Origin of the sequence: Aerococcus sp. HMSC10H05 (genome assembly GCF_001806975.1) — a bacterium.
In the GTDB taxonomy this organism is placed as follows: Bacteria; Bacillota; Bacilli; order Lactobacillales; family Aerococcaceae; genus Aerococcus; species Aerococcus viridans_B.
On sequence record NZ_KV786972.1, the window covers coordinates 1 to 2,175 of the forward strand.

At 36.8% G+C, this 2,175-nt stretch carries 2 protein-coding genes; both read right to left on the reverse strand.

Annotation, left to right across the window (positions count from 1 at the left end):
* Positions 1–224: 224 nt before the first annotated feature.
* Positions 225–1,556 carry an ABC transporter substrate-binding protein/permease gene (locus HMPREF3116_RS03515; RefSeq protein WP_246819042.1) on the reverse strand — a complete coding sequence of 444 codons (1,332 nt, stop codon included), beginning with the start codon at positions 1,554–1,556 and terminating at the stop codon, positions 225–227.
* Complete coding sequence (locus tag HMPREF3116_RS09160; protein ID WP_246819043.1) at positions 1,546–1,746, reverse strand: hypothetical protein; 201 nt, start codon at positions 1,744–1,746, stop codon at positions 1,546–1,548. Before HMPREF3116_RS09160 ends, HMPREF3116_RS03515 begins: the two co-directional genes overlap by 11 nt.
* Positions 1,747–2,175: the final 429 nt, after the last annotated feature.

Below are 2,175 nucleotides of genomic sequence, written 5' to 3' on the forward strand. Positions count from 1 at the left end.
GACACCTGGCTGCTCTGACGAACCCAACTAAAGGGTGTCATCATCAATATAATTTAATATGTTACCAGCAATCATTTTCCATATTTTTCCGTGTATAACCTTTCTCCAATTAGAACTTTTATATTTAATTTAATGATAACCGAGATTGATATAAAGCTGAAATAATACCAATTTGAACTAAAAAAGGAGCTGTAACCTATTGTTACAACTCCAAGTTTATATAATTATCGTGCATATTTCTCATTCATCTTGCGTTCATACACATTTAATAGTTTCGTTAGTGTAAAGGTTAGAATGAAGTAGATAGCCATTGAGATGACTAGCGGAATAATACCATTGAAGGTAATTGTTGATACATTTCGAGTTTGGAAAGTTAATTCCGCAACACCAATTGTAGATACGATTGATGATTCTTTGATTAATGATACAAATTCATTCCCAAGTGAAGGCCAGATAGATCTTAATGATTGTGGGAAGATAACCTTTTGCATCGTCGTCCAATAGCCTAAACCAAGTGAACGTGCAGCTTCAGCTTGTCCTTTATCTACAGATTTAATCCCTCCGCGGATAATTTCTGCAATATAAGCACCTGAGTTAAGCGATACTGCCACCAAACCAGATGTCATGGTCGTCCAACCAAACATGCCAGCAAAACCTAAGTAAATAAATAACACTTGAATCATTAATGGTGTACCACGGACTACTTCAATGTAAGCTTGAGCAACTAAATCTACCAGTTTATTTTCTGACAGACGCATTAGGGCTAAGATTGCACCAAGTATCAGACCAAAGAAGATTGATATTGCCGAAATGACTAAGGTTGTTTTTAGACCATTCACAAAGTAAGGTGCATAGGCTAACCAAGTAGATTGACGATTGTCTTCAATAATTTGATAAGATTCCTCCAACCATTGATCAATTAAACCTTGTTCTTGAGCATCTGCAATAGATTCGTTAACTGCTGCTTGTAATGTAGGCTGGTCTTTTGGCATGGCAGCTACCTTACCAGGGTCTTGGATTGGTAAATTCGCTTCAATCACTGTTAGATTGGGATTTTCTGCTGCATACGCTCCGGCTACGTCCTCATCTAATAATACACCGTCAACTAAACCTGAATCTAAAGCTGAAATCGAATCAGTTGTCGTACGCATTACTTGTACTTCTGCATTAGGGTAATAATCTCCAACTAGTAATTGTTGTGTGGTCCCTTCTCCAATCGAAATTTTTCCACCATTTGAAAAGTAACTATCATCTGTAATTTCATTCACTTTACTTTCTTGAATCACAAATGATTGGCCAGAAACTTGGTAAATATCAGAGAAATCTACTGATTTAGCGCGCTCTTCAGTGGAAGTCATTCCTGCTAATACAATATCAATTTGACCAGTATCCAATGATGTTAATAGGTTTGAGAACTCCATATCTACAACTTGAAGATCTACGCCTAAGTCATCTGCAATTTTTTGTGCCAAAAAGATATCTAACCCAACAACCTGATTTTTCCCATCTTTTAAAATAGAGAATTCAAAAGGTGCATACGTCGAGTTAGTAACCAACCCGTAATACGCCTCGGTCTTGAATATCTTGGTATAAAGTATCCTCTCCCGGTGCAGACACTTCACTTGCTTCTGGAATATCTGTCGCTGTTTGACCACTATCAGTAGCTAACACTGGATTTTGACTTAAGCCAACCATAGCTAGAATAAATGTCAGGCAAACAAACATGATTTGTTTCATATATTTCATCATTTTCCTCCTCTTAAAATCATTTTCTAAATATATTTCCATACAACTTTACTATTTTGGATATAAAAAAAATCTCCCCCTCTATAACAGAGGCGGAGATCCACGGTACCACTCTAATTTTAGGGGTAGCTTGCACTCCCCCATACTTGAAATGGTAACGTCATTAGCGAAATGACCTACTCACTATCGTTCAGCCATTTTTCTCAACAATGCGGTTCAATTATCTATTCTGTAAGACCTCACACCAACGCCTCTCGCTATACCAGTCGATAATTTACTCTTTGTTTCATTGAATATTTATTAAAATAGTATGTGGTTATATCACGTCCACTACATTATATTGACATGACTAGGTATTTGTCAATCACTCTTAGGAGAAAATATTCGTACACCATAACAATCGAGTAGGAGGAATCTTTCGATTCCGAC

Coding starts and splice junctions, on each gene's coding strand:
- HMPREF3116_RS09160 (WP_246819043.1), bottom strand. CDS start 1,746: ATGAAATATATGAAACAAATCATGTTTGTTTGCCTGACATTTATTCTA.